22 protein-coding genes are annotated in these 24,438 nt (G+C 74.9%); 8 read left to right on the forward strand and 14 right to left on the reverse strand.

Annotated features, from left to right (window positions below):
- Positions 1–782: 782 nt before the first annotated feature.
- Together ACLWS4_RS09755 and galE are read left to right on the forward strand one after the other, a co-directional pair.
- Positions 783–1,433, forward strand: coding sequence for a hypothetical protein (locus ACLWS4_RS09755; RefSeq protein ID WP_416873807.1), 651 nt, complete (start codon positions 783–785; stop codon positions 1,431–1,433).
- Positions 1,434–1,563: 130 nt separating this feature from the next.
- On the forward strand, positions 1,564–2,580 hold the full coding sequence (gene galE / locus ACLWS4_RS09760) for a UDP-glucose 4-epimerase GalE (protein WP_380777480.1): 1,017 nt from the start codon (positions 1,564–1,566) through the stop codon (positions 2,578–2,580).
- A 13-nt stretch (positions 2,581–2,593) separates the two neighbouring features.
- Here galE and ACLWS4_RS09765 read toward each other — a convergent pair whose 3' ends face one another.
- Together ACLWS4_RS09765 and ACLWS4_RS09770 are read right to left on the reverse strand one after the other, a co-directional pair.
- The gene (locus ACLWS4_RS09765) at positions 2,594–3,283 is read right to left on the reverse strand and encodes a transglycosylase SLT domain-containing protein (RefSeq protein WP_074004892.1); all 690 of its coding nucleotides are present in this window, start codon (positions 3,281–3,283) and stop codon (positions 2,594–2,596) included.
- A gap of 71 nt (positions 3,284–3,354) precedes the next feature.
- Complete coding sequence (locus tag ACLWS4_RS09770) at positions 3,355–3,561, reverse strand: antitoxin (protein WP_049660325.1); 207 nt, start codon at positions 3,559–3,561, stop codon at positions 3,355–3,357.
- Between the two features lie 290 nt (positions 3,562–3,851).
- Here ACLWS4_RS09770 and ACLWS4_RS09775 point away from each other — a divergent pair, with 290 nt between their 5' ends.
- Both ACLWS4_RS09775 and ACLWS4_RS09780 read left to right on the forward strand, forming a co-directional pair.
- Positions 3,852–4,475, forward strand: a complete 624-nt coding sequence (locus ACLWS4_RS09775; protein WP_074004891.1) for a DUF6542 domain-containing protein — start codon at positions 3,852–3,854, stop codon at positions 4,473–4,475.
- Positions 4,468–6,117, forward strand: coding sequence for an LCP family protein (locus ACLWS4_RS09780; protein ID WP_416873808.1), 1,650 nt, complete (start codon positions 4,468–4,470; stop codon positions 6,115–6,117). The genes ACLWS4_RS09775 and ACLWS4_RS09780 overlap by 8 nt, the downstream gene beginning before the upstream one ends.
- A 204-nt stretch (positions 6,118–6,321) precedes the next feature.
- Here the strand turns inward: ACLWS4_RS09780 and ACLWS4_RS09785 are convergent, their stop codons facing one another.
- On the reverse strand, positions 6,322–7,131 hold the full coding sequence (locus tag ACLWS4_RS09785) for a nucleotidyltransferase domain-containing protein (RefSeq protein WP_416873809.1): 810 nt from the start codon (positions 7,129–7,131) through the stop codon (positions 6,322–6,324).
- A 121-nt stretch (positions 7,132–7,252) separates the two neighbouring features.
- On the opposite strand from ACLWS4_RS09785, the gene ACLWS4_RS09790 reads away from it, so the two are divergent.
- A complete protein-coding gene (locus ACLWS4_RS09790; RefSeq protein ID WP_049658045.1) occupies positions 7,253–7,687 on the forward strand; it encodes a DUF4259 domain-containing protein in 435 nt (144 codons plus the stop codon).
- A gap of 27 nt (positions 7,688–7,714) precedes the next feature.
- Here the strand turns inward: ACLWS4_RS09790 and ACLWS4_RS09795 are convergent, their stop codons facing one another.
- On the reverse strand, positions 7,715–8,980 hold the full coding sequence (locus ACLWS4_RS09795; RefSeq protein WP_416873810.1) for an MFS transporter: 1,266 nt from the start codon (positions 8,978–8,980) through the stop codon (positions 7,715–7,717).
- A 136-nt stretch (positions 8,981–9,116) separates the two neighbouring features.
- On the opposite strand from ACLWS4_RS09795, the gene ACLWS4_RS09800 reads away from it, so the two are divergent.
- Positions 9,117–9,560, forward strand: a complete 444-nt coding sequence (locus ACLWS4_RS09800) for a winged helix-turn-helix transcriptional regulator (RefSeq protein ID WP_049658043.1) — start codon at positions 9,117–9,119, stop codon at positions 9,558–9,560.
- A gap of 80 nt (positions 9,561–9,640) precedes the next feature.
- On the opposite strand, the gene ACLWS4_RS09805 is transcribed toward ACLWS4_RS09800, so the two are convergent.
- A complete protein-coding gene (locus tag ACLWS4_RS09805; protein ID WP_416873811.1) occupies positions 9,641–10,867 on the reverse strand; it encodes a DUF6777 domain-containing protein in 1,227 nt (408 codons plus the stop codon).
- A gap of 644 nt (positions 10,868–11,511) precedes the next feature.
- Here ACLWS4_RS09805 and ACLWS4_RS09810 point away from each other — a divergent pair.
- Entirely contained in the window at positions 11,512–12,852 is a 1,341-nt protein-coding gene (locus ACLWS4_RS09810; RefSeq protein ID WP_416873812.1) for a streptophobe family protein, read from the forward strand.
- Between the two features lie 24 nt (positions 12,853–12,876).
- On the opposite strand, the gene ACLWS4_RS09815 is transcribed toward ACLWS4_RS09810, so the two are convergent.
- The 5 genes from ACLWS4_RS09815 to ACLWS4_RS09835 form a co-directional block, all read right to left on the reverse strand.
- Positions 12,877–13,374: a hypothetical protein gene (locus ACLWS4_RS09815; protein ID WP_049660167.1), complete on the reverse strand. Its 498-nt coding sequence runs from the start codon at positions 13,372–13,374 to the stop codon at positions 12,877–12,879.
- Between the two features lie 79 nt (positions 13,375–13,453).
- The gene (locus ACLWS4_RS09820) at positions 13,454–13,828 is read right to left on the reverse strand and encodes a DUF1304 domain-containing protein (protein ID WP_074004884.1); all 375 of its coding nucleotides are present in this window, start codon (positions 13,826–13,828) and stop codon (positions 13,454–13,456) included.
- The gene (locus ACLWS4_RS09825; protein WP_416873961.1) at positions 13,825–14,823 is read right to left on the reverse strand and encodes a serine/threonine-protein kinase; all 999 of its coding nucleotides are present in this window, start codon (positions 14,821–14,823) and stop codon (positions 13,825–13,827) included. The genes ACLWS4_RS09820 and ACLWS4_RS09825 overlap by 4 nt, the downstream gene beginning before the upstream one ends.
- 116 nt (positions 14,824–14,939) lie before the next feature.
- Positions 14,940–15,503: a hypothetical protein gene (locus ACLWS4_RS09830; RefSeq protein ID WP_416873813.1), complete on the reverse strand. Its 564-nt coding sequence runs from the start codon at positions 15,501–15,503 to the stop codon at positions 14,940–14,942.
- 18 nt (positions 15,504–15,521) lie between these two features.
- Complete coding sequence (locus ACLWS4_RS09835) at positions 15,522–17,927, reverse strand: FHA domain-containing protein (protein WP_416873814.1); 2,406 nt, start codon at positions 17,925–17,927, stop codon at positions 15,522–15,524.
- 179 nt (positions 17,928–18,106) lie between these two features.
- On the opposite strand from ACLWS4_RS09835, the gene ACLWS4_RS09840 reads away from it, so the two are divergent.
- The gene (locus ACLWS4_RS09840; RefSeq protein WP_416873815.1) at positions 18,107–19,456 is read left to right on the forward strand and encodes an acyltransferase; all 1,350 of its coding nucleotides are present in this window, start codon (positions 18,107–18,109) and stop codon (positions 19,454–19,456) included.
- A gap of 117 nt (positions 19,457–19,573) precedes the next feature.
- Here the strand turns inward: ACLWS4_RS09840 and ACLWS4_RS09845 are convergent, their stop codons facing one another.
- From ACLWS4_RS09845 to hppD, 4 genes are all read right to left on the reverse strand, one after another.
- Positions 19,574–20,359, reverse strand: coding sequence for a DUF3050 domain-containing protein (locus ACLWS4_RS09845; protein ID WP_074004880.1), 786 nt, complete (start codon positions 20,357–20,359; stop codon positions 19,574–19,576).
- Between the two features lie 88 nt (positions 20,360–20,447).
- On the reverse strand, positions 20,448–21,416 hold the full coding sequence (locus ACLWS4_RS09850; protein WP_416873816.1) for an alpha-ketoacid dehydrogenase subunit beta: 969 nt from the start codon (positions 21,414–21,416) through the stop codon (positions 20,448–20,450).
- The gene (locus tag ACLWS4_RS09855; protein WP_416873817.1) at positions 21,413–22,486 is read right to left on the reverse strand and encodes a thiamine pyrophosphate-dependent dehydrogenase E1 component subunit alpha; all 1,074 of its coding nucleotides are present in this window, start codon (positions 22,484–22,486) and stop codon (positions 21,413–21,415) included. Before ACLWS4_RS09855 ends, ACLWS4_RS09850 begins: the two co-directional genes overlap by 4 nt.
- Complete coding sequence (gene hppD, locus ACLWS4_RS09860) at positions 22,483–24,417, reverse strand: 4-hydroxyphenylpyruvate dioxygenase (RefSeq protein WP_416873818.1); 1,935 nt, start codon at positions 24,415–24,417, stop codon at positions 22,483–22,485. Before hppD ends, ACLWS4_RS09855 begins: the two co-directional genes overlap by 4 nt.
- Positions 24,418–24,438 lie beyond the last annotated feature (21 nt).

Consider the following 24,438-nt stretch of genomic DNA (forward strand, 5'->3'; position numbering starts at 1 on the left):
CCGCTCCCCGGCTCCGCCCTGCGCGGTTGCGCCTTGCGCCCAGGGCCGGTTCGGCGTCCCCGGCCGCCACTCGATCGAACGGCCCGGGGATTTTCGCAAGAGGTTTCTGTTATTCCCGCTCGCCCCTCCCGCTCTCCGGAGTGTCGGAAGGCCCGAGCCCCTCCGTCGCAGGGGCACGGGCCGTCGCGCGAGGAGAGGAACGCGATGGGACACCGGAGCAGCGGGCCGCGCCGGCGCCGCCGGCCCACCCGCAGGGCGCCCTGGCCGCCGCGACCCCGCCCCCGGCCCCGCCCCCGCCCCCGGGGAGGACCGGCTCCCGAGGCGGCCATCAGTCAGATCACGCCGAATTCCGCCGACCCGGGCCGCCGCGCCGTGCTTGGCGGCACGGCGGCCCCGGTTCGGCGCACCACCCGGCTGCCGCACCCCGAAGCGGCCGCGCGGACGTGTCAACTCGCCGCTGACGGAGGCGGGTTCACCCTCGACGCGGGTGGCGGCCGGAGTCTCCGCAGTCGAACGGCGGCCTCTCTTACCAGAACTGTTCGTTGCTGAAGTCCTCGTGTGCCGAACGGGGTAAGGCTGTTCCTGTGAGCCCGTAAAACCGGTCGGCCCGTACGCCGGCCGCACCCTCCGACCCGAGCCGCCGACGCCCGCGGACCCCAAGACCCGCAGGCCCGAAGGTCCGTCGCGCCGGGACCGGCCGCCGCCCACCCAGTGGCGGGCCGTTCCCGGCGCCGGCCGTTCCCAGCGTCCCTGCCCCCACACCGCCCCGAGGACCCTCCCGTATGCGAACCCGCCCCCACCTCAGCGCCCTCGCCCTCGCCGCGGCGGCCCTGCTCGCCGCCGCCGCACCCGCCGCCGCCCACGGCGAGAGCGTCCACCTGGACGTCACCGGCCAGCAGAACGGTCGCGTCAGCACCGTCGCCACCTGGGAGAACGACCACGACCCGGTGACCGGGGAGTTCGCCGGCACGCTCTCCGCGACGGCCACCGACGGGCGCGCCGTCGGCCCCTGGCGCCTGGTCACCGCCCCCGGCCGTCCCGGGACGTACACCACCCGGGAGATCCTGCCCGTCGGGCACTGGCGGGTGACGGTGGACTGCTCTTCCCCCGCCCCCGGGCACGGCGAGGGCGAGCTCGACATCGACACCGCGGTGGTCACCGACCCGGTGCCCGCGGGGACGGGGGGCCCGCCGCTCGCCGAGGCCCAGCCGGGGGACGGCTCGCCACGCTCCGCCGAGGTGACCCCCGCCCCGCTCCGGGAGACCACCGCCGGGACGGGGACCACCGCGGCCCCCGTCTCCGCCCGGGAGGCCGCGCCCGGCCGCGTCCACGCGACCACCTCCGACGCCACCGCCTGGGCGGCCATCGGCACCGCCTGCGCGGCCGTCGTCCTGGTCGCCACCGGCCTCTGGCTGCGCCGCCACCGCGGCTGAGCCGCCCGGCGACGGCCGGCCGTCGCCGGGGGAGCGGCCCCGTCGTGGAACCGGCCGGGTGCGAACCGACGTCCCTTCCGGTCACCGGGCGCCACCGGGCGCCCGGACGACCGCAAGGGAGCGCTCGCGCATGAAGAAGGTCCTGATCACCGGCGGCGCGGGATTCATCGGCAGCACCGTCGCCTCCGCCCTGCTCGACCGGGGGATCACCCCGGTCGTGCTGGACGACCTCTCCCGGGGGCGGACCGAGTTCGTCGCGGACCGGCTCTTCTACCGGGGCGACATCGCCGACGCGGCCCTGCTCGACCGGATCTTCGCCGAGCACCCCGACATCGACGCCACCGTGCACTGCGCCGCGAAGATCGTCGTACCGGAGTCCGTGGCCAAGCCGCTGTACTACTACCGGGAGAACGTCGCCAAGACGGTCGAACTCCTGGACGCCCTCCAGCGCCACGGCTGCACCCGGGTCGTCTTCAGCAGCTCCGCCTCGATCTACGCCCCCACCGCCGACGCCCGGGTCGACGAGAGCAGCCCGGTCGACGCCGGCAGCCCGTACGCGCGCACCAAGCAGATGATGGAGCAGGTCCTCCAGGACTGGACCCGGGGCGAGGGTGCCGAGCGCCAACGCGTCATCGCCCTGCGCTACTTCAACCCGATCGGCGCCGACCCGCAGCTGCGCACCGGCCTCCAGGACCTCCGGCCCACCCACGCCCTCGGCAAGCTGATCGAGGCGCACACCACCGGCACCCCGTTCACCGTGACCGGCACCGACTGGGCGACCCGCGACGGCTCCGGCATCCGCGACTACGTCCATGTCCAGGACCTCGCCGAGGCGCACGTCGCGGCGCTGCTCCGGTTCGACGAGGTGATCGCGCCGGGCGTGGCGGACCGCTACCGGGTGATCAACGTCGGCACCGGCGACGGGACCACCGTGCGGGAGCTGATCGCCGCCTTCGAACAGGCCGTCGGCGCCAGTCTCGAGGTGCGGGAGGCCGGGCCGCGGCCCGGGGACGTGATCGGCTGCTACGCCGTCGTGGACACCGCGCGGGACCTGCTCGGCTGGCAGCCGCGGCGCGGCATCGCCGAGGGGGTCGCCGACGCGCTGGCCTGGCGGAGGGTCTGGTCCGCCCGGATCGCCGTCAGCTGACCGCCCGGAGGCGCTACTTCACGGCCTCGCCGGACTTCGACCAGTTGTCCCGCAGGCGGTCGAGGTAGGACTGCGCCTGGGAGCCGATCTTGACGCCCCGGGCGAAGGCCAGCATGTTGCCCGCGCCCGCGTTGTAGCCGAGGGCGACCAGTTCGTCCCGGCTGAGCGACACGCCCGGGCGCGCGGGCAGTTGGGCGGCGAGGTCGTGCAGGTGCCAGGCGGCCGCCTGGACGGCCAGGTCCCGGTCGTCCGGGAGCTCCTCCCACTGCCGGGAGGCGAAGGGGCGGCCGGGCTTGGTGTCGTCGAAGGCGGCCCGGTGCATGTTGGCGATGCCGAAGGAGGCGTCCGGTTTGCCGCGCTGCCAGGCCCGTTCGAGTTCGGGGTCGTGCGGCTTGTACGACTCGTTGTAGAGGATCGCCATCAGCAGCTGCGGGTTGACCCCGGCCTCGGTGGCGTACCGGCGGACCGGCTCCGCGTAGTCGGCCGGGTCGTAGCGGCCCGAGGGCTTCGAGGGCTTCGCGGAGCCGCCGGCCGACGGCGCGCCGCCGGACCCGGGGACGGACGGGGCGGCGGCGGTCGGGGAGGGGTCGGCGGAGGCCGCGCCGTCGTGGTCGTTGCCGCGCAGGAGGCCCAGCCCGACCACGACCGCGACGGTGAGCACCAGCCACTGCCCCCAGCCCGGCCCCTTCTTCTCCTCGCTCACCGCTGCCGCCCCTCCCCGTTCGCCCGTGCGGTCGTTCGACCGTCGTGCGGCCGATCGTGTCCTGCGGCAGGTTACTCGGCGGGCTTCTGGTCGCCGTCGAGGTTGCGCAGGAAGTCCTTCGCCTTCTCGACGCCGGTGTCGATCTGCCCGCTGTACTTGCCGTCCGTGCGGTCGTCGATCGCGTCGCCGACCTTGTCCAGGCCCTGCCCGATCACGTCGCCGTGGTCACGGGCGAGGTCGGTGGCCTTGCCCGCGAGGTTCTTCAGACTCTCAAACATGGTGACGCTCTGCTCCTCTGATGCGTTCCTGATGGTGTGCCGACGTGGCGGGGATCATGACCATCCTAACGACGGTCCACCAGGCGGTCGGTCGCTGCCGGGTGGCAGCGGATGACTTTGCTGAAATGGGTTTTGTATGCTCCAGCCCAACCTCTACAGCAATGTAGAGGCTTGGTCCCCACCAGGACGTCACCAGGGCGCCGCCAGGGCCCCGGCAGGACCGACGGCGTCCCGGCACGCGCGGTGGTGCGATCGCGCCGCCGCAGCCGCAACGATCGAGGGAAGTGCGCATGGCCGGTCAGCGGGCGAGAACGCCGTACCAGGACGCGGGGCCCCGCACCGAGGACCGCGCCCTGCCCGCCCAGCGCTCCTGGCCGGCCGGTGCGGGAGCCGCAGGCGCCCCCGGGAGGCGCGCGGACACCGCGGCGCCCCGGCAGGTCCGGTCGCCGCGCCCCGGGGCGGCCCGCCGCAGGCAGCAGGCGCGCCGGCGCGGCGGGACGGCGGCCGCGTTCTCGGCGGTCGGGCTGCCGCTGCTCGGAGCGGTCGCGGACGAACTCGACGGGCCGGGCGTCGGCCTCCTGTTCGCGGTGGGCTCGGTGCTCGGGACGGCGGCCGCGGCGCTGCTCTGCAGCCGCACCGGCCGGTGGTGGGTGGTGACGGCCGCTCCGGTCGTGGTGCTGCTCACCGCCTCGGGCGTCGAGTACCTGGCGCACCCCGGGAAGTACCAGGGGAGGAACCTCGGCACCGGCGCACTGCGCTGGGTGGTCGGGGCGTTCCCGGTGATGGCCGCGGCCGTGGCGGTGGCGCTCGTCGTGGTCGCGGTCCGTGTCACGGCGGCCCGCCGCCGGGCGGTGCCGGAGCGCCGGCGGACCGGCAGGACGGCTGTCCCGGCCGGAAGGGGCCGCCGTGGCTGAGCGCGGCAACAGCCGTACCGGCGGCCGCGGCCAACACGGGCAGCGCGGTCTGCGCGGCCGGCGCGGCTACGACCCGCGCCGCGCCGCCGCCCCGCTGACCGTCGCCGGGCGCACCCTGGCCTGCACCGTCTCGGTCGCGGTGCTCGGCGCCAGTGGCTTCACCTGGTACGAGTACCGCAGCCTGGACGACGGCATGATCAAGTCCACCGCGCTGAGCGAGGCCAGGAAGAACGCCCCGCCGCACCTCGACAAGTCCGTCAACCTGCTGCTGATCGGCCTGGACAGCCGCAAGGACATGGACGGCAACGACCTGCCCCGGCAGTTCGTGGAGGACGAACTGCACGCCGGCTCCAGCGAGATCGGCGGGTACAACACCAACGCCCTGATCGTGCTGCACATCCCGGCCAACGGCGGCAAGGTCACCGCGCTCTCCGTCCCGCGCGACGACTACGTGCAGACCGTCGGCGCGGACGGGAAGATGCACAAGATCAAGGAGGCGTACGGCATCGCCAAGGAGGCCGCCGAGCAGAAGCTGGCGGGCAAGGGGCTCTCCAAGGCGGCGCTGGAACGGCAGAGCCGCGAGGCCGGCCGCTCGGCCACCATCCGGACCGTGCAGAGCTTCCTGGACGTCCCGATCGACCACTTCGCGGAGGTGAACCTGATCGGCTTCTACGACATCGCCAAGGCGGTCGAGCCGGTCCAGGTCTGCCTCAACCACCCCGTGGACGACCCGATCATCGCCCGGACCGCCACTCATGAGGGCGGCGGCACCGGCCTCAAGCTCCCGGCCGGGATCAGCTCCCTCGACGCCGCGCAGGCGCTCTCCTTCGTCCGCCAGCGCCACCACCTCACCAACGGCGACCTCGACCGCACCCACCGGCAGCAGGCGTTCCTCTCCTCCGTCGAGTACCGGCTCAAGCAGCAGGGCATTCTGAACGACCTCGGGCAGATGCAGAAGCTGTTCGCGGTGGTGAAGAAGGACGTGGTCATCGACAACGAGTGGAACATCCTCGACTTCGCCCAGCAGGCGCCCAACCTGACCGGCGGCAACGTGGAGTTCAACACCCTGCCGATCAGCGGCTTCAAGACGGTCGGCGGGCAGGAGGTCAACACCGTCAACCCGGACCTGATCAGGAAGATCGTCCGGCAGCTCTTCAAGCACGAGCCGGCGCCGGCCGTCCCCGCCGTCGTGCCCGTCGCGCCGTCCGGGGACGCGCCGGGCGACCCGGCCCCGTCGCCCTCCGCGACCCCGGCGCCGAGCGCGACGCCCAAGGCGGTGGTCGACATCAACGCGGTCGCGGGGGCTGGGGCGGCGGCCAACGAGTCCCGGGCGCTGGCCGAACTCGGCTACCAGACGGGCCGGATCGGCGACGCCCCGGCCAGGACCCGGGCCACCGCGGTCGGGTACGGAGCCGGGGCCAAGGCCGAGGCGCAGCGCCTCGCCGCCCGCTACGGGGTGAACGCGGTCTTCTCGTCGGGGATCCCCGCGGGACGCGTCCTGCTCACCCTCGCCGTCTCCCGCACCCCGAGCCCGACGGCCGTGCCGTCGGCCGCGCCGGGTGAGACCTCCGCCGACTCGGCGGCGGGGCTGCCGATGCAGGGGCCGGCGGTGAAGGCGGGCGGGATCCCGTGCGTGGACTGAAGCCCCTGCGGCGGCGGGGAGTTCAGCCCCGGCCGGGGCTGGTGTCCCGGAGCGGCTGCCGGGTCGAGGACCTCGACGTACTCGATCCGCCCGCCGACGACGTCCGGGACGAGCATGCCGTGGGCCGGCGGGAGCGGGACGCACCGGTGGTCCGGGTCGTAGGGCCGGCCGTCCGGGTGCGGTTCCGTCACGGGCGTGCTGCCGTCACGGGCGCGGTGCCTTCACGCCGTGGACGGCGGCGTACTCGGCGGCGAGCCAGGGGCCCAGGTCGTCGACGAGCACGGTGAGGGCGGCCCGGTCGGGGGTGCGGCCGCGGGCGAGGGCGGTGGCCAGGCGCGCTTGGGCGGCGCGCTCGGGGTAGTAGCCGGCGAATATCTCGGCGGAGGCGGCGAGGTCGCTGGTCCAGCCGCCCCAGCGGGGCATGACCAGGGTGAGGCAGGTGCGGACGAGGCGGCGGGAGACGGCGCGGGTGAGGCCGCGCAGTTCGGCCTCCGTGGTGGCGGCGGCCAGGCGCTCGTGCCAGAGCGGGAGGACCAGGGCCAGGTCGCCGTTGGTCTCCCGGGCGAGCAGCGAGGTGGGGCGGTAGCGGGGGAGCCGGGCGGCGAGGTCCTCGCCGAGCAGCGGGGTGCAGAGGCAGGCGACGAACCAGCCGAGGTCGTGGCGTTCGAGCTCGCTCAGCAGGGTGTCCGTGCCGGCCAGCACCACGCCGACCCCGTTCACCTGCGCGAACTCCCCGTCGAGCGCGGCTTCGAGGGCGTCGGCCTCCGCCCGGTCCGCGGCGGTGGGTTCGTGGCGCAGGGCGAGCAGCAGGTCGAGGTCGGAGACGCCGGGGGTGGCGGTGCCGCGCGGGAGGCTGCCGTAGAGGTAGGCGCTGTGCAGCCGGTCGGGGGCGAAGGCCGCGGCGATCCGCTCCCGGGCCGCGGCGACCACCGGCGCGAACGCCGGCGGCACGCGGTCGAGCGAGCCCTCCCGTGCGATGTACCCGTCCCGGTCCAGCCCCTGAATCGTGGTCATGGGGGCACTCTGCCCCACCGCGGTCGGCCCTGACCAGCGAATATCCCTCGGCCCGGCCGATTGTCAGTGCCGTGTGCAAGCATCCGTCGCACACGAACACGAACGGCGTGAGGGGATCGGCATGGGCACCTGGGACATCGGGCACTTCGACAACGACTCGGCGGCGGACTTCTGCGGCGGACTGGACGACGCGGCGCCGGGCGAGCGGGAGGCGCTGCTCCGGTCGGCGCTGCTGTACGCCGTCCGGGCGGAGGAGTTCCTGGACTCGGACGAGGCGGTGGAGGCGGTCGCCTCCGCCGCGCTGGTGGCGGCGCAGTGCCCGGGCGGGGCGGCGGTGACCAGCGCCTACGGGCCCAAGGAGCCGGTCCCGCCGCTCTCCGCCGAGCTGCGCCCGCTCGCGGTGGCGGCGCTCGACCGGGTGGTCGCGGAGGAGTCGGAGCTCGCGGAGCTGTGGGACGAGTCGGGGGAGGCGGCGGCCTGGCGCGAGGGCATACGGACGCTGCGGGAGGTCCTCGCCGCGGCGTCGTCGGCGGAGGCGCCGGTGGCGGACGCGTAGGCGGCGGGGCCGATGGCCGATCGGCCGTCAGCGGCGGGCCGCCGTCCACCAGTAGCCGAGCGCGGTGAGGCTGGTGGCGGCGCCGAGCAGGCAGACGGCCGTCCAGCCGCCGTGGTCGTAGACGACGGTGGACAGGATCGCGCCCGCGCCGCACCCGGCGGAGTAGAGCAGCATGTAGCCGGCGGTCAGGCGGCTCTGCGCCTCCGGGCGGACCTGGTAGAGGAGGTGCTGGTTGGCGACGTGGACGGACTGCAGGCCGTAGTCGATCACCACCATGGCGAGCACCAGCCACCAGACCGAGTGCGGCAGCAGCGCGGCCGGGAGCCAGCCGACCAGCATGGCCAGCAGGCCGATGCCGGCGGTGCGTTCGGCCCGGCCGCGGTCGGCCTGGCGGCCGGCGTACCCGGCGCCGAGCGCTCCGGCGGCGCCGGCCAGGCCGAAGAGCCCGATCTGGGTGTGGCTGAGGTTGAAGGGAGGCGCGGCGAGCGGGAGCACCATCGGGGTGAGCAGCACGGTGACGGAGGTGAAGCCGAGCAGCGCGAGGACGGCCCGGACCCGGAGCACGCGCTCCTGGGCGAAGAGCGTGAACACCGAGCCGACCAGCCGCGGGTAGCCGATCCGCTCGGCCGCCCGGTGCCGCTCGGACGGGACGGCGGCCGCGACGGCGAGGGCCATGGCGGCGGTGGCGACGGCGGAGACGACGTAGACGGCGCGCCAGCCGGCCAGGTCGCCGATGGTCCCGGCGACGGTGCGGGCGAGCAGGATGCCGACCACGATGCCGCTGGTCACGGTGCCGACCACCCGCCCCTGGTCGCCCGGGGCGGCGAGTTGGGCGGAGTAGGCGACGACCACCTGGGCGACGACGGCGAGGACGCCGACGGCGGCCATCGCGAGGAGCAGCAGCGGAGCGGAGGGGGCGAGTGCGACGGCGAGGAGGGCGAGGACGGACAGGCCGAGCTGGGAGGTGATCAGGGTGCGGCGGTTGACGTGGTCGCCGAGCGGCACGAGCAGGAGCAGGCCGAGGGCGTAGCCCGTCTGGGTGAGGGTGCCGACCAGGCCGATGGTCGCCGGGGCGATGCCGTAGTCCCGGGCGATCAGGTCGAGCAGTGGCTGCGAGTAGTAGACGTTGGCCACGGCGAGGCCGCAGGCGACGGAGAGCAGCCAGGCGACGGCCGGTGACAGGCCGCGCGGCGGAGCCCCGGTGGGGGTGTCGGCCGGGGCTTTGGCCAGGGCGTCGGCGGTCGGGTCGGCGGCGGTCGGGTCCTCGGCGGATGCGCGGGTGGGTGAGGTCATGGGCGGGACTCCCTCGAAGGGGCATGGTGGTTTCAAAGTGCTACCGCGACACCATGGCATACCCTGGTTTTAATAAGCAACCATGCTCTGATCGGTACGCTGGGCGCCGACCGGTGAGAGCTGAGAGGTGGGAGAAGTGCCGAAACGCACCACGCACGAGGAATCGGCCTGCCCGGTCGCCCGTCCGCTCGACGTCGTCGGCGACGGCTGGACGCTGCTGATCGTCCGTGACGCCTTCGACGGACTGCGCCGCTTCGGGCAGTTCCAGAAGAACCTCGGCCTGGCCAAGAACATCCTGTCCTCCCGCCTGGCCGGCCTGGTCGCCAACGGCGTGTTCGAGCTCGCGCCGGCCGCCGACGGCAGCCCGTACCAGGAGTACGTGCTCACCGAGAAGGGCCGTGCGCTGTTCCCGGTGATCACGGCGCTGCGGCAGTGGGGCGACCAGTGGTTCTTCGAGGAGGGCGAGCCCCGGGCGCGTCTGGTGGACCGCGAGTCCGGTGCGCCCGTCGCGCCGGTCGAGGTGCGCTCGGCGGACGGCCGGGTGCTCGGGCCCGAGGACGCGAAGGTGCTGCTGCCCTGAGGTCCGTGCCCTGAGATGTGCCGCTGCCACCGGCCGGGTGAGGGTCGATGGCAGCGGGGCGGAGTGGGGCGTGCGCCGGGTCAGCTCGGCGTGGCGGCACTCGCGGTCGGGCAGGGCGGCAGGGTGGACGGCGCGGTGCTCGCGCAGGTCGCGGTCGGCGCCTGGGCGGTGGTGGTCGTCGCCGTGGTCCCGGTTGCCGTCGTGGCGGCGGTGGTCGTCGTCGCGGGGGAGGGCGTCCTGGTGACCGGTGTCGGCGTCTGTGTCTGGGTCTGCGTCGGTGTGCCGGTGGTCACCGTGGACGGGGGCGGGGTGCTGGTCGTCGTGGCCGTCCCCGGCGGCTGACCCGAGCTGGTCGGGGACGTGGCTCCGGGGGTCGTCGGGCCCGAGGAGGTGACTCCGGCGCCTGTGGAGCCCGAGGGGGTGGCACCCGAACTCGTCGGCGTGCCGGGCGAGGTCGTGCCGGGGGAGGTCGAGGAGGTGGCCGAGGGTGTGGACGGCGTCCACGGGCCCGGCGGCGGGATGCCGGGCACCAGGGGCCCCTTCGGCGGTTCGGCCGGTCGGTCCACGACCTCGACCCGCCCGGTCATCCGGGAGAACCACCCGCCGGTCTCGACGTTCACCAGGATGATCTCGGTCACCGGTCGGGCTGCCGGCACCACGATGATCAGCGTGGACGGCTGGAAGCCCGCCCAGGCCTTCCCGGTGTACCTCGCGTTGCTCACCAGCGCCGGCGGCTTCAGCGGGTTGCCGCAGGAGCAGCGCACCCGGGGCACGCCCTGGGCGTCCACCAGGACGGCGGTGCCCGCCTCCAGTGCGGACTGGTACTCGACCACCGCGCCGCTCTTGTAGGTGTGGTTGGTCACCCGGGTGTCCACCCGCAGGTAGGCGGAGGTCAGCGAGCGCAGGTAGCCGGGGACGTCGGCCTGCGCGATGCTGGCGGCGGAGGCCCAGGCGCGCCCGGTGTCCCCGGTCGAGAGCATCCCGACCAGGCGCTCGGTGTCGCAGCTCGGCTTGCCCATCGACCCGGCGTACAGCCCGGCCGAGCTGCCCTCGACGCTGTGGAGCGCGGTTGGCGAACCGCTCCGGGACGAGGCGCCGCCCGGGTGCTGCGCCGTCGGGGTGACGGTCGGGGCGGGGGTCGGGACGGCGGAGCCGGGTGCGGGGGCGCTCACCCCCTGGGTCTCCACCGACGGGGTGAACGGGTCCGGCCCGGGATCGGCCGGGGCCTGCAGGGCGACCTCGTTCGCGGTCGGCACGGCCGGGTGGTTGCCGCCCTGGTTGTTGACGATCAGCACGGTGGCCACCACGGCCACCGCCACCGTGCCCGCCGCCAGCGCCAGCCCCTTCCCGGAGCGCCACCACGGCGTGCGCGCCCCGCGTCCGGGCCCGCCGGACGACGGCCCGCCGGGCCCGCCCGTGCCGCCCGGTCCGGACGGCCCGCCCGGCCCGCTCGCACCGCCGGGACCACTCGCACTCCCGGCGCCACCCGCCCCGGCGGCCCCGGACGGGCCCGAGGGCGGAGGGGGCGTGGACGGCGGACCGGCCGTACCGCCGCCGGACGGTCGACCGGCCAACGGCCCGGACGGGGGACCGGACGGCGGACCGTGCGGAGGTTCACCGGGCCTGCCGGGCAGGCCGGACGGAGGCGGTTGGGAGGTCATCGAGGCTCCGTTTCGCAGGCGGTCGGCCGACCGGGGCCGGCTCGGGAGGCTCCTGCCAGTGGCTTCCCTTTCTCCCCCGTTGCCCCGTTCGCCGCAACAGCAGGTGCCGGGGCGTCGCCGAGCGTGCCCGCCGACCGTCGGCCACCCTGGAAACCCGGCCGGAACCCGGCCGGAACCCGGCCGGGAGTCGACCGGACGTAGAACGGGCGTAGAACGGGCGTAGATCGGAGATCGATCGCGCCGCGCCCGGGCCGGACCCCTGTGCACCCCGCGAGCGACGAGGAGGCGGCATGCAGCAGCCCACCACCCGGGCCGCGGGCCCGCCCGGCGCCGTACGCGGCTGGCTGGACGCGCTCGCCGTGGTGCTGGCCGGGCTGGTCGCGATGGCGGCGGTGGCCGCGCTCGGTCTCTGGCTGGCCGGCGCCGACGACCTCCCGGATGGCGGCTTCCCCGCCGTGCTGGCCGCGACGCTCGCGCTCGCCGTCGGCGGCACTGTCGAACTCGACGGCGGCGCCGGGGACTTCGCGGCGGTCGGGGCCGGGATCAGCGCGATGCCGCTGAGCGTCTCGGTGGTCGGCGCGGTCGCGATGGCCGAGGTGTTCCTGCGCCAGCTGCGCTTCCGCGCGGTCGCGGGCGGCGGTGAGCTGCTCGGGCGGATCGGCCGGACGGTGCTGCTCTGGGTGCTCGCCCTGGTGCTGCTCACCCTCGGCGCCCGGCACAGCTTCGTCGTCCCGCTCGGCGGCGACCTGGCCCAGTCGATCGGCGGCGCGCTCGGGCTGACCCCGGAGCTCGGCTTCCGCGCGGACGGCCCGACCACCGTGGGCATCGGGCTGGCCTGGCTGCTGGTGGTGTTCGCGGTCACCTTCGCGGTGTCCCGGCGGGCCCCGCTGCCGCCCGCCCTGGTGCGCTACCAACTCGCCGTCCGCCCGCCCGCGTTCGCGCTCTGGCTGGTCCTGCTGGCGTACCTGGCGATCGGTGCGGTGGCCGGGGTGCTGACCGCGGTCGTGCACGGGAACCCCCGGCAGACCCTGGCCGTGGTGCTGCTCGCGCTGCCCGACCTGGTCTGGCTGGCCTTCGGCATCGGGCTCGGCGCCACGTGGCACGGGCGGCTGGTCGGCGGGCTCGGCCTGCCCGTCCCCAAGCCGCTCAGCGCGGTGCTGCGCACCCCCGGGGGCGGGCCGGCGACCATCGACCTCGGCGCCCTCGCGGAGCAGGACGCCCGCAGCTGGTGGCTGCTGCCGTTGGCCGCCGTCCTGTTGCTCGCCGCCGCCTTCCTGGCGGCCCGCCGCGCGCCGCGCACCGTCCGGCTCTGGCGGCACGCCGTCCGGTTCGCGCTCGCCACCGCCGTCACCGTGCTGCTGGTGGGTCTGTGGACCCGGGTGGACGCCGACTACGGGCTCTCCGTGCTCGGTGTCGGCCTCGGCCAGGGCGGCCTGGGCGACCTGCTGGGCGCCGTGCTCGGCGGCGGCAACCCGCTGGCCGGGCTGGGCGGCGGGAGCCTCACCCTGCGCCCGGTGCTCTGGACGGCGGTGCCGCTCGCGGCGGGCTGGGGGCTGCTGACCGGCGCGCTCGGCGCCCTGCTCGCCACCCGGGTGCGGCACCGCGGCGAGGTACCGGCGGACGCCGAGTGACAGGTGCGGGGGGCGTGGCCCGGCTCAGAACAGCCGGTGGCCCCGCACCCACATGGTCTTGCGGCCGTCGGCCCGGATGAGCCGGAGTTTCCCGATGCCGTCGTGGATGCCCGCACTGAGCAGCAGCGACGGTCCGACGACCACGCCCGCGGCGGCCAGCGTGAAGAGCAGACCGATGTTGTCGACGGCCTGGTCGTCGCCCTCCTCGACGGTCCGGCCGCCCAGCTGGACCAGCATCGGGACGAGGGCCAGCAGCGAGAGCACCAGCAGCCAGCCCACCGTCCGGTGGACCAGCCGCTTGACCCGCGCCCTGGTGGCGGTCTCCACCCGGACGGAGAAGGAACGCCGGCAGCGCGGGCAGATGACGCCGATCTCCTTGTTGCCGCCGGTGGGCCGGGGCGAGCCGCCCTCCGGCAGGTGTGCGACGCTCCAGCTGACCTTCGTCGAGGTGAGGCCCTGCTGGACGCTCACCCGACAGCCGAGGCCGACGACGTACCGGTCGGTGATCGGGATCTTCGCCACTGCTGCCACCCCCAGCCGCCGCGACCGTCGCGGGGTAGGCGGAGTTTAGCCGCACGCCTGAAGAGATGGTGATGAAACGTCAGAAAGCCTCCGTCAGAAGGATGATCGCCGCCGGGACGGCCTGGCCGAGTGCACCGCGCCACAGCTTCGGCTCCGAGGTGAACAGGGTGATCCCGCCCGCGACCATGAACGCGGCGACGTAGAGCACCACCGCCCGCCCGGCCCCCGGGTGTCCGGTGTGCAGCAGGACCAGGCCGGCGACCAGGCCGAGGGCCAGGAAGAGGTTGTAGAAGCCCACGTTGACGCGCCACAGCCGGACCTCCGGGGCGTCCGCCGTGCTGCCGGTCAGCACGCGGCGCACCCGCGGGTGCCCGTACAGGAAGCTCTCCAGCGGCCAGACGATCAGGTGGATCGCCGCGGCGACCACGGCGAAGACCTGGCTCACGGCGTTCATGACGGACGGCTCCCTGCGGGCGGCGACGGCGGCGGGTGGACGACCGGTGCGGCCCAGGCGGGCGGCCCGGGCACCGAGCGCGGGTCAGGGGCGAGCGCCGGGACGACCCGGGTGGGCGGCCCGTCGGCGCGCCACGGTTCCGGCGCGGCGGCGGTGCTCGCCGCGCGCAGCTCGGCGACGAAGTCCAGGCAGTTCGGGTACCGCTCCCCGGGCGTCTTGGCCAGCGCCCGGGCGACCACCGCCCCGACGGCGGCCGGCAGGTCGGGCCGGTGGTCGCGCAGTGCGGGCGGAGGGTCGTTGAGGTGCGCCCAGAGCAGCGCGAGGTCGCTCTCCCGGCGGAACGGCGGGGCGCCCGCGAGCATCTCGAAGACCACGCAGCCGAGGCCGTACTGGTCGCAGCGCCCGTCCAGCGGCCTGCCGGAGATCTGCTCGGGCGCCGCGTAGTCGAGCGTGCCGACGATCTGGCCGACGGTGGTCAGCCCGCTGAGCGAGAGGGACTTCTTGGTCAGGCCGAAGTCCGCCAGGTACAGGTGCTCGGGGTGCTCGCTGTCCGTCCCGGCGGCGACCAGGACGTTGCCCGGCTTGACGTCCCGGTGCACCAGGCCGTGGTCGTGCGCGGCGTCCAGTGCCGAGGCGATCTGGAGGGCGAACCGGACGGCCCGCCCGACCGGGAACGGGCCGGAGCGGTTGATCAGGGCGCGCAGGTCGCCGCCCTCCACGTAGCGCATCGCGAGGTACAGGATGCCGTCCTGCTCGCCCGCTTCGAACACCGGGATGATGTGCGGGTGGTCGATCGCGGCGGCGGCCTCCGACTCGTGCATGAACCGCTGCCGGAACACCTCGTTGCGGGCCAGCTCGGGGGCGAGCAGCTTGACCGCGACGGTCCGGCCGAGCCGCAGGTCCTTGGCCCGGTAGACCACGGCCATGCCGCCGCGCCCGATCTCGTTCTCCAGCCGGTAGCCGGCGACCCGCCGCCCGACCAGCCCGGCGGGCAGACCGGTGGCGTCCCGCTCGGTGGCGTCCCGCTTGGCGGCGTCGCGCTCGGGGACATCCCGCTTGGCGGCCTCGCGTGCGGCGGACGGCCGCTCGACGCCGTCGCGCTCGGCGGAGGTCACGGCTCACCGGTCCGGGTGGGGGCGGACGGGCCCTCCGCGGACGGGCCGTGCGCGGGCGAGGGCGCGGGCGAGGGGCTGGGCCGGTCGGTGGCCGCGTACGTCTGGAGCTGGAGCCCGTCGCCGTAGCACCAGCGGTCGTGCACCGGGTCGAACAGCCAGACCGCCTCGCCGTCCACCACCAGGCCGATCCGCAGGCCCCGGGTGCGCTCCCGGAAGGCCCCCAGGTCGAGGGCGCCACCGGCGAGGTCCTCCAGCAGGGCGCGGTAGCGGTCGAGTGCGCCCCCGGCCTCGGCGAGCGCCGGTCGCGGGTCGGCGGTCCGCGCGGGCGGGCCGCCGGCGGCGGGCGGTGGCTGCGGCAGCGCGACCAGCAGGCGGCCGTCCACCCAGGCGGTCCAGCCGTTGGAGCAGAGGATCCGCGCCCAGTCGCCCCGGCGGTCGAGCAGTTGCAGCGGCAGCAGCGCGTCGAGCCGGGCGTCGGGCCGGGCCGGGTCGGGTGCCGCCCAGGAGGCCATCCCGTCCGGCGGGGCGACGTGGGTGGGGCGGAACGCGAACTCGTCCATGCGGCGGTCGCCCTTCCGCTAGCGCCGCATGATGCTCGGCTCGTGCCGCCGCAGCAGGGCCAGCACCACCAGGCCGTACAGCAGCGAGAGCGCGGGCAGCAGCGCGATGCCCACCAGCCAGCCGGTGCGCTGGTGCCGGAACATCGGGTCGGCGGTGATCGCGTTCGGGAAGATGCCGTGCAGCTCGACGGTGCGCGCCATCGCCGACAGGCCCCAGCGCGACGGGACCAGCCAGGCGAACTGCTCCAGCCCCGGGACGCCGTGCAGCTTGAGCATCAGGCCGCTGAAGACGATCTGCACCACCGAGAGGAGCACCAGCAGCGGCATGGTGGCCTCCTCCTTGCCCACCAGCGCCGAGACCACCAGGCCGAGCATCATCGCCGAGAAGGCGAGCAGCGCGACCGCGAGGATCAGTTCGGGCAGCTGCGGCATCACCACCCCGGTCGGCACCGCGAAGGAGAGGTCCACCCCGGCCAGGCCGACCACGGTCAGCACCGCGGCCTGGGCCACCGTGACGGTGCCGAGCACCACCACCTTGGAGACCAGGTAGGCCGATCTGGACAGCCCGACCACCCGCTCCCGCCGGTAGATCGCGCGCTCCTTGACCAGTTCGCGCACCGAGTTGGCGGCGCCGGTGAGCAGCCCGCCGATGCAGAGCGTGAGCAGGCAGTTGACGGCGTTGTCGGGGGAGAGCCGGGAGCCGGCCATCGCCCGGCACATCAGGCCGATCACGAAGGGCAGCACCACCATGATGGTGAGGAAGAGCCGGTCGGCGGCCAGCACCGCGGTGTACCGGCGTACCAGGGTGCCCAGTTGGGAGAACCAGCCCTGCGGCTTGTCCCAGTCGATCACGGGAGCGGCGGGAGCGGCGGGAGGGGCGGGCATGGCCGACGCGGCGGGCCCGTGCGGGGTCGGGTGCGGATGGGGGTGCGGACGGGGCGACGGCGTCGGCCCGCCCTCGGCCGCCACGTAGCGCGCGTACTGCGGGGAGCCGCGGAACCGCTGCTGCCAGCTGTCGTGGTCCTCGTCCTCGAAGGCCTCGAAGGCCTCCGGCCACTCCTCGTAGCCGAAGAAGCCCAGCGCCTCGCCGGGCGGCCCGTAGTACGCCGTCCGCCCGCCCGGGGCCAGCACCAGCAGCCGGTCGCAGACGCTCAGGCTCAGCACGCTGTGCGTCACCACGACCACCGTCCGGCCGTCGTCGGCGAGCCCGCGCAGCATCCGCATCACCGAGCGCTCCATGCCCGGGTCCAGCCCGGAGGTCGGCTCGTCGAGGAAGAGCAGGGACGGCTTGGTGAGCAGCTCCAGCGCGACGCTGACCCGTTTGCGCTGGCCGCCGGAGAGGCTGGCGATCACCTGGTCGGCGCGGCCGTCCAGGCCCAGTTCGTGGATCACCTCGCGGACCCGGGCCTCCCGCTCGTGCGGGTCGGTGTCGCCGGGGAAGCGCAGCTCGGCGGCGTAGGACAGGGCGCGGTGGACGGTGAGCTGGGTGTGCAGGATGTCGTCCTGCGGCACCAGGCCGATCCGGCGGCGCAGCTCGGCGTAGTCGCGGTAGAGGTCGCGCCCGTCGTACAGCACCGTGCCCTGGTCGGCGGGGCGCAGCCCGGTGAGCGCGTTGAGCAGGGTGGACTTGCCCGCGCCGCTCGGCCCGGCCACCGCGAGCAGCGCCTTCTCGGCGAGCGGGAAGCCGACGTCGTCCAGCAGCACCCGGTGGTCGGGGCCGACCCGGACCACCAGGTGCCGGACGTCCAGGGAGACCTCGCCGGTGTCGGTGTACTCGACCAGCCGGCCGTCGGCCAGGCAGAGCGCGGAGTGGCCGATGCCGACGATGTCCGCCGGGCCGACCGGGGCGCGCTGGACGGGGCGGCCGTTGAGGTAGGTGCCGTTGTGGCTGTCCAGGTCGACGATCTCGTGGCCGCCGTCGGGCAGCGCGCGCAGCTCGGCGTGGTACCGGGAGACCACCAGGTTGTCCAGGACCAGGTCGTTGTCGCGCGAGCGGCCGATCCGGACGGTGCGGCCGAGCAGCCGGTGGACGGCGCTCGGGCGGCGGAAGGTGCCGGAGAGGTGCGGGGCGACCAGCGACGGCCGCTTGTGCGCGGTGGGTATCGGAAGGCCGGCGAAGGCCGCGGACGGGCCGTCGGCCGGGTCGCCGAAGCGCAGCCGGGTGCCCGGGCCGACCTCCTCGCGGCTGACCCGCCGGCCCTCGTCGTACGTGCCGTTGGTGCTGTCGACGTCCTCCAGCAGCCAGTGCCCTCCGGTGGCGCGCAGGATCGCGTGGTGCCAGGACACCCGGGGGTCGTCCAGGACGATCTCGCTGGTCGGGTCGCGGCCGAGGTGGTAGGCCCGGGTCGGGTCGATCACCCGCGACGCGGTGCCGGTGACCAGGACGAGGGGCGGCGCGGAGGGTGCGCCGGGGCGCTCTCCCATGCTGCGCATTCTATCGCCGTCGCTGTCGCCGCACCGGCCGAAGAGCCCTGCCGGAGTGCGGGATTGGACTGGACCACTGCCTCCGCGCGCCACTATCGTTCGGCGTGCCCGCGGATCGCGCGCCGCCGGAACGCGCCCGCGCGTCACCGGGAGTCGTCGAGTGCTTCGGAACGGAACCCATGAGCATCTGGCCGCAGTTGCGAAGATCCCGGACCGTCCGGGCCGGGCACGCCACCGGCCGGGTGCTGCGCTGCGGGCTGATGGACACCATGCTCGCCGACCTCGCCGTCTCGGTCGTGCTCTGCTTCGAGCACCCGCTGGACGACGACCGGCTCGCCGTCGGCCTGGCCCGGGCGCTGGAGCGGGTGCCGGTCTTCGCCGGAAGGCTGCGCACCGTCGAGGGCGTCCTGGAGGCGGTCTGCGACGACACCGGTGTGCCGTTCGAGGTCTACACCGTGGAGGGCACGCTCGCTGAGGCGATGGGCCGGGCGACGGCGGCCGGCGCCGAACTGGTCGCCCCGCTGGACGCCCCCGCCGCCCGCGACGGCGGCGTCCCGCTGCTCACCGTGCGCCTCACCCGCACGGCCGACGGCGGCACGGTGCTCGGCTGCTCCTGGCACCATGCGATCGGCGACCTGCACAGCTTCATGCTGCTGCTGCGGACCTGGTCCGCGGCGGTCGAGGGCGAACCGCTGCCGAAGGCCGAACTCGTCGACGACCAGGACGAGTTGCTGGCCGAGGTGCTCCCGGACGAGGACTGCGGCCGACCCGGCTTCCGGCTGCCCTCGGCGGCGGAGGCGGAGCTGCTGGCCCGGGAGGTGGCGGTCGGGCCGCGCGCCAACCGGATCGTCCAGATCGCCTTCACCGACGCCGAACTGGCCCGGATGCGCGAGGAGTTCGGACTGGCGGCCGGGCGCCGGCTCTCCTCCGGGGACGTGCTCTGCGCCCACCTCCTCAGCACCCTGCGGGAGTTGGACGGGGACGACGCCGAGCGGATGCTGACCGTGCCGGTCAACGCGCGCCGCTGGCTGGGCCTGTCGCCCGCGCTGCTCGGCAACCTCCTCAGCGAGGTCCATCTGCCGCACCGGCCCGAGGAAGGACCGGCGGTGCTCGCGGGCGCACTGCGTACGGCGGTCGAGGAGTTCCCGACCGCGCACCTCAACCTCCGCGCCAACCTGTGGTTCCTGGCCACCCTCGGCCGCTCGCGGCTGCGCGACTGCGTGCCGCTGGGCTTCGACCCGGCGGCGCGCCGGTTCAGCTTCTCCAACTGGAGCGGCTTCGGCGCCTATGCGGTGAGCTTCCAGGGGAAGCGGCCCGTGCTGTTCAGTCCTGCGGCCAACTATCCGATTCCCTGGGTCTGTTGGACGGTCGAGGGGTTCCGGGGCGAGGGCCGGCTGGCCACCGTGGTGCTGCCGGCCCGGCTCGCCGCCCGGGTGCGCGGGGCGGAGGGCCGGGCGGCGCTGCACCGGTTCCGCAGGGCCGGGGACCGGCCGCCCGCCTCGGCCGGGGTGCTGCCCAAGGTGCTCTGAGCCGCCCCGCCGGTGCGGGTGCGAAGGCAGGCCCCGGCGGCGGAAGGGCGCCCACGGGGGATGTCGGTTCCCCATGGGCGCCCTTCCACAGTGGCCGCGGACGTCCTCCGGCAGGCCTCAGAAGGACCGCTCGATCGCGGTCCACAGCTGGAGCCGGGCGCGCAGCGCGGTGCGGACCGTCTCGGCGCAGGAGTCCCACTTGTCCTGGTCGTCGCCGCACAGGTCGATCAGCATCTGCATCGCCATCGGGGTGTGCTGCTCGCCGTCGACCTCGATGTGACGGGCCAGGTAGTCCTTGAAGACGGTGAGCGCGCCCTCGGGGTCGTCGATCCGGATGACCTGGGTGAACATGTCCGGGATCAGGTCCTCGCGGCCGAAGGCGAAGGCGGCGGCCCGGCAGTGCACCGGCGCGTTCTCCACGATCGACCAGGTGGTGGAGGTGAAGTCCAGGGCGGGCTGCGGCACTCCGGCGTTCTTCAGGGCGTCCGGTACGGCGGTGCCGGAGCCCAGCAGGGCCAGGAACTCCTCGATCGGGCGCGGGTCGGCACCGGCCTGCCGCATGCCCTCGACGTACAGCTCGAAGTGGCTGGTGTAGCCCTCGCCGAGCTCGTCGCTCTCCTCGACCAGCACGATCTCGTTGATCAGCCGGCGGCTGGCGGTCGGGCCGTTCGGGACCCACGGCACGTCCACGCAGGTGAGGTCGCGCTGGAGGCTCTTGAGCAGCGACATGAAGTCCCAGACGGCGAAGACGTGGCTGCCGAGGAAGGTGCGGACCCGCTCGATGCCGGTGAGCGAGCGGTACACCGAGTGCTCGACCACCTCGCGGCGCAGCGGGTCGATGGCCTGCTGGAGGCTGGTCAGGCCGGGGTGCGAGCGGTCCCAGTGGTAGCGGTTCGTGGACAACGGGGCTCCTTGGTCGGGCTGTTGGGCGATCGACGTGTTCGGGGTGCGCGAGGTGCGCGAGGGCTGCGCCGCGTCGGGGCGCGGTCGGTCAGCGGTGCTTCAGCACGAGGTCCAGCGCGTGCCGCAGCTGCTCGCGGCCGGGTTGGACGGCGCGGTCGAGGGCGGGAGCGAAGGGCAGCACGGCGCCGTCCGGGCGGGTGATCCGTCGGGGCGGGGCGACCAGGCGCATCTCCTCGGCGGCGGTGGCCAGCACCTCGGCACCGAAGCCGCAGCTGCGGTTGGAGTCGTCCAGGACGACCAGGCGGCCGGTGCGCTCCAGCGAGTCGGCGAGCGCCTGCCAGTCGAAGGGGTACACCGTGCGCGGGTCGAGGACCTCCACCGAGACCTCCGGCGCCAGCTCCTCGGCCACCGCGAGGGCGTCGTGCACCAGGTGCCCGAGGGCGACCACGGTGACGTCGCTGCCCGGCCGGTGGATCCGGGCCCGGCCGAGCGGGACGGGGACGAGGTCCCAGGTGACGGTCTCGCGCACCGGCATCGCGGCGGCGGGCGCGAACACCACGACCGGGTCCGGGTCGCGGATCGCCGAGCGCAGCAGCCCGTAGGCGTCGGTCGGGGTGGCGGGCACCACGGTCTTCACCCCGGCGTGCGCGAACAGGCTGTACGGGTGGTCGGAGTGCTGCCCGGCCCAGCCGTCCCGGGAGCCCGAGCCGGGCACCAGGCAGGTCAGCGGGACGGTGGCCTGGCCGCCGGTCATCAGCGAGAACTTGTGGGCCTGGTTGACGAGTTGCTCGAAGACCAGGAACAGCAGCGACGGGATCTGGAACTCCAGCACCGGGCGCCGGCCGGCCAGCGCGGCGCCGACCGCCATCGAGGTGAAGGCCTGCTCGGACAGCGGGGTGTCGACGATCCGGCCCGGCCCGAAGCGGTCCAGCAGGCCGAGGGTCGGCCCGGCCAGACCGGCGCCGATGTCCTCGCCGAAGACGCAGACCGCCGGATCGGCGGCGAGTTCGTCGGCCAGCGCCCGGTTGAGCGCCTTGGTGTACGAGAGCCTGGTCACGGCGTCGCCCCCGCCCGGGGCCGCAGCCCGTCGGCGTACAGGTGGTCCAGTGCGCCCGCCGGGTCCGGGTGCTCCGAGGCGAGCGCGAACTCCTCGGCGGCGGCGAGCTGTTCGGCCACCGAGCGGTCCAGCTCGGCGACCGTCGCCGGGTCGAGCAGGGCGGCGGCCCGGGGGAGCGGGTCGCGCTCGCGCCAGGCGTCGACCTCCTCGGGGGAGCGGTAGCGCAGCTTCATCCGGCGCTCCATGGTGTGGTGGCCCTCGTAGCGGTAGGTGCGGCAGGCCAGGAAGCCCGGGCCGCGGCCGCGGCGGGCCCGCTCGACGGCGCGCAGCGCGGCGGTGCGGACGGCCTCGGTGTCCATGCCGTCCACCTCCTCGGCGGGGATGCCGAAGGCGGCGGCCCGGCCGGTGGCGCTGCCCGCGACGGCGGTGGCGGCGGGCAGGGTGGTGGCGTAGCCGTTGTCCTCGCAGACGAACAGCACCGGCAGGCGCCACATCGCGGCGAGGTTGAGCGACTCCAGCAGGACGCCCTGGTTGAGCGCGCCGTCGCCGAAGAAGGCCACCGCGACCGGGGTCCGGCCGACCTCCGGGCCGTCGGTCCCCGGCCCTTCGGCCGTCGTCCGTCCGGGATTGACAGCCGCCCAGGCCGCGCCGACCGCGATCGGGGCACCGGCGCCGACCATGCCGTTGGCGCCGAGGATGCCCAGCGAGAAGTCGGCGGCGTGCATGGAGCCGCCCCGGCCGCCGTTCGAACCGCCGACCCGCCCCAGGAGCTCGGCGAGCAGCCGGTGCGGCGCGGTGCCCCGGGCGAGCACGTGGCCGTGGCCGCGGTGGGTGCTGGCGAGCCGGTCGCCCGGGCCGAGCGCCGAGCAGACGCCGACCGCGACGGCCTCCTGCCCGATGTACGGGTGGATGCCGCCGGGGATCGCGCCGGACTTCACCAGGCCGAGCGCCAGTTCCTCGAAGCCGCGGATCAGCCGCAGCATCCGATAGCGCTCGGCGGGGGTGTCCAGCGGGGCGGGGCCACCGGGCAGTGCGGCGCCCTCGCCGGCCGGGTGCGCGGGAGCGGTCACGGCCGTCCCCGCCAGACCGTCGGGCAGAACCGCGGGTCGGCGTAGTCCGGCCGGCCGTCGTCCGTCCGGCCCACCAGCACGTCGTGGTTGTACACCACCGGCTCGCCGTCCGGCCGGTCGTGCCGGCGGTACTCGTTGGCGCCGTCCTGGAGGTGCAGCGAGACCGCCCGGCGCGGGAAGGAGGCGAGGTTGGGGCCGCTGCCGTGGTAGGTGCGGCAGTGGTGGAAGGACAGGTGGCCGCGCGGGATCAGCATCGGGACCTTGCGCACCCGCTGCCCGTTGTGGGCGGCGTTGGCGGCCAGGATGGACTCCAGCTCGGAGCCGTCGCGGTCGGCGAAGTGCCGGGTGGAGTCCTCGCCGGAGGGCAGCTCCCGCCAGCGGTGGCTGCCGTCGACCATGGTGATGGTGCCGTTCTCCTCGAGGCAGTCGTGGAACGGGATGAAGGCGGTGAGCATCTCCTCGGAGCTACAGGTCTGCCAGTAGTGCTTGTCGAAGTGCCACGGCACCCGGTTGCTGGGCTCCTCGGGCACCGGGGGCTTGTAGATGAGCGTCGACTGGAAGACCCGGATCTCCTCGGTGCCGGCGAGCAGCGCGGCCACCGCGCCGACCAGCGGCTTGCGCAGGATCGCGCCGATCGCGTCGCTCTCGTAGTGCACGTAGTCGTTGTGCCGCTGGACCGGCCCGTCCTCGGGCCGCCAGGAGGCCAACCGGGGTGGCCGGACGGGCAGTTCGCGGTCCCGGTGGCCGGCGTAGTACGCCTCGGTGGCGGCCTGGAGGGTGTCCAGCTCCTCGTCGCTGAAGAGCCTGCGGGAGAGGTACCAGCCGTGCTCGCGGTAGTGCGCCACCTCGTCGGGGGTGGGCAGCAGGGCGCGCTCGGCCTCGGTGAGCCGGAACCCGGGGGCGGCGGCCAGCGCGCGGGCCTGCTTCGGCTGTGCGGGGGCGGGCCGGTCCTCGGCGGCGGGGCCGTGCCGTTCGACGGCCTCGTAGAGGGCCTTGATGTTCGCGGTGCCGAAGGTGCCCGCTCCCTGCCGTTCGATCAGTTCGAGGAAATAGGTGCGCCGGGGGTGGGTCGAGCGGGCGAAGATCTGGAACAGCTGGCCGCCGTGGTCCTGGTCGACCAGGACGTGCAGGTCGCGCAGGGTCGCCACCGGGATGGCCGTCTCGCCGAAGCGGTCGGCCAGGGCGTCGAAGTAGGCGTCCGGCGTGGTCAGGAACTCCACGCCGCGCTCCCGGGCGGTCCGGACGGCGCCGGCGATGTCGCGGGTGCTGAAGGCGAGGTGCTGGACGCCGGCCCCGCCGTGGGCGGCGAGGAACTCGTCGATCTGGCCGGGGCGGCGGGCGGTGTCGGGCTCGATCAGGGTGAAGGTGACGCCGCCGGAGGCGCTCTGCACCACCTTGGAGTCCATCGCCTGCTCGCCGACCTCGATGTACTCCTCGAAGATCGTGCGGAAGTCCAGCGCGTCCTCGCAGAACCGTACGGCCCCCGCGAGCGTGCCGGCCGGCAGGCAGATCGCGACGTGGTCGAGGCCGTCCAGCAGGCGGGGCTCCGGGGTGGCCTCGGCGTCCGGCAGCGGGACCAGGCGCAGCGCGGTGTCGCCGAAGCCCTCGATCAGGGCGCCGGCCCGGTCGAGCACCCGGGCGCCGTGCCGCTCGGCCCGCTCCAGTGCGGCCGCCGGATCGGCGCAGCCGAGGGCGAGGACGGCGACGCCGTCCCCGTGCCGGGTGACGTACTCGGCCACCGGGTGCTCCGGGTCGGCGGCGGAGGTCAGCCGCAGCCGGATGGTGCCCTGGCGCAGCCCGATGGTGCGGGAGCCGTCCGGGGCGGTGGCCGGGGCGTCGGCGGTGAAGCCGAGGTCGGCGCTGAGTCCGGCCGCGGTCTTGTCGGCGTCCGCGCAGTGGAACTCGACGTGGGTGATGGTCTGGATGGACAACGGGATCTCCCCCCGGGAGGG

This window comes from Kitasatospora sp. SC0581 (genome assembly GCF_048159585.1).
Classification (GTDB): domain Bacteria; phylum Actinomycetota; class Actinomycetes; order Streptomycetales; family Streptomycetaceae; genus Kitasatospora.

What these genes read in the sequence shown, in the direction of transcription:
- ACLWS4_RS09755 (WP_416873807.1), top strand. Translation starts at nt 783, where the DNA reads ATGCGAACCCGCCCCCACCTCAGCGCCCTCGCCCTCGCCGCGGCGGCC.
- galE (WP_380777480.1), top strand. Translation starts at nt 1,564, where the DNA reads ATGAAGAAGGTCCTGATCACCGGCGGCGCGGGATTCATCGGCAGCACC.
- ACLWS4_RS09770 (WP_049660325.1), bottom strand. Translation starts at nt 3,561, where the DNA reads ATGTTTGAGAGTCTGAAGAACCTCGCGGGCAAGGCCACCGACCTCGCC.
- ACLWS4_RS09775 (WP_074004891.1), top strand. Translation starts at nt 3,852, where the DNA reads ATGGCCGGTCAGCGGGCGAGAACGCCGTACCAGGACGCGGGGCCCCGC.
- ACLWS4_RS09785 (WP_416873809.1), bottom strand. Translation starts at nt 7,131, where the DNA reads ATGACCACGATTCAGGGGCTGGACCGGGACGGGTACATCGCACGGGAG.
- ACLWS4_RS09790 (WP_049658045.1), top strand. Translation starts at nt 7,253, where the DNA reads ATGGGCACCTGGGACATCGGGCACTTCGACAACGACTCGGCGGCGGAC.
- ACLWS4_RS09795 (WP_416873810.1), bottom strand. Translation starts at nt 8,980, where the DNA reads ATGACCTCACCCACCCGCGCATCCGCCGAGGACCCGACCGCCGCCGAC.
- ACLWS4_RS09810 (WP_416873812.1), top strand. Translation starts at nt 11,512, where the DNA reads ATGCAGCAGCCCACCACCCGGGCCGCGGGCCCGCCCGGCGCCGTACGC.
- ACLWS4_RS09820 (WP_074004884.1), bottom strand. Translation starts at nt 13,828, where the DNA reads ATGAACGCCGTGAGCCAGGTCTTCGCCGTGGTCGCCGCGGCGATCCAC.
- ACLWS4_RS09830 (WP_416873813.1), bottom strand. Translation starts at nt 15,503, where the DNA reads ATGGACGAGTTCGCGTTCCGCCCCACCCACGTCGCCCCGCCGGACGGG.
- ACLWS4_RS09835 (WP_416873814.1), bottom strand. Translation starts at nt 17,927, where the DNA reads ATGGGAGAGCGCCCCGGCGCACCCTCCGCGCCGCCCCTCGTCCTGGTC.
- ACLWS4_RS09840 (WP_416873815.1), top strand. Translation starts at nt 18,107, where the DNA reads ATGAGCATCTGGCCGCAGTTGCGAAGATCCCGGACCGTCCGGGCCGGG.